This is a genomic window from Cellulosimicrobium funkei (assembly GCF_900155925.1).
GTDB lineage: Bacteria > Actinomycetota > Actinomycetes > Actinomycetales > Cellulomonadaceae > Cellulosimicrobium > Cellulosimicrobium funkei.
In genome coordinates this window covers 1-1,186 of the sequence record NZ_FTMI01000014.1, presented here as the reverse complement: position 1 = coordinate 1,186, position 1,186 = coordinate 1, and the positions used below count along the sequence as shown (strand labels likewise).

Below are 1,186 nucleotides of genomic sequence, written 5' to 3'. Positions count from 1 at the left end.
TGAGCACGACCGTCTTGGAGCGGACCTCGACGACCTGCGGGGTCGCGGGCGCCTCGGGCTTGCCCAGGACCTTGAGCTGGACGCGGCCCTCGACCTCGCGGTCGGGGTCCTTCGTCGCGTCCTGGATCCGGTACCGGACGACCATGACCCCGACGAAGTCGTCGCGCGGGGTGACCGAGACCTGGTCGCCCGAGACGGAGGCGGTGCCCTGCCCCGTCTCCACCACGGCGTCGACGAGGGTCAGCGGCCGGTCGGGGAACGGGTTGGAGTCGTTGGCGAGGACGGGCACGGTGGTGGCCTTGCCCTGGTGGGCGTCGTCGACGGTGTCGGGGTTGGCGCGGGCCAGGGGCCGGGTGGAGGCCACGACGGTCAGGGTCGCGGTGCCCTCGACCGGGGGGTGCTCGCCGTCGGTGACGGTGATCGGGACCTGCACGACCGAGCCCTTGGGCACGTCCGGGGTCGCCTGGGCGCGCAGCGTGGTGCCCTCGACGGACACGGTCACGCCCTGCGCCTGGCCGGTGGCCTTGAAGGTCAGGGGGTCGCCGTCGGGGTCGGTCGCGAAGCGCGCGAGGTCGATCGAGGCCTCCTCGCCCGCCGCGACGTCGAGCGTCGGGGTCGACAGCTCCGGCGGCAAATTCTCCGGCGGGAGCACCTGGACGGGGATCGTCAGGACGTTCGTCCGGCCCTCCGGGTCGTCCGGGCCCGACCCGTCCGTCACCTCGAACGACACCGACGCCGGGCCGGTGTAGTCCGCGTCGGGCGTGTAGACGATCTCGGTCACGGACGGGACCTGCCGGTCCCCCTCGGTGACCTTGACCTTGTCCTCGGTGGTCAGGCGCGGGGAGCGGCCCTCCACGACGAGCACGTGCTCGGTGAGGTCGATCGGGAGCGACTCCCCCGCCAGCACCTCGAGCTGCGTGCCCGGCCGCAGCGTGGGCTTCTGGTCGGTGAGGCCGGGGACCTTGACGAAGGCCTTGGCGGTCAGGCCGTCGATGTCGGTCGCGGTGTAGGTGATGACCTGGCGGCCCTCGGTGAGGGTGACGGTGAGCTCGCCGTCGGGGGTGACGCTCGCGGTGGTCGCGTCGGTGGTGACGGTGAGCTCGCTCGCGGCGCCGTCGGGGTCCTCGTCGTTGTCCAGGACGGGGACGGTGACCTCGGTCTTGCCCAGGATGTCCTCCACGGGCAC

Annotated in this window: 1 protein-coding gene; it reads right to left on the bottom strand. The window is 72.8% G+C overall.

The features are described 5' to 3' along the window. A partial coding sequence (locus BXA05_RS20170) for an Ig-like domain-containing protein (RefSeq protein WP_244550542.1) occupies positions 1-1,186 on the bottom strand: 1,186 nt, incomplete at both ends.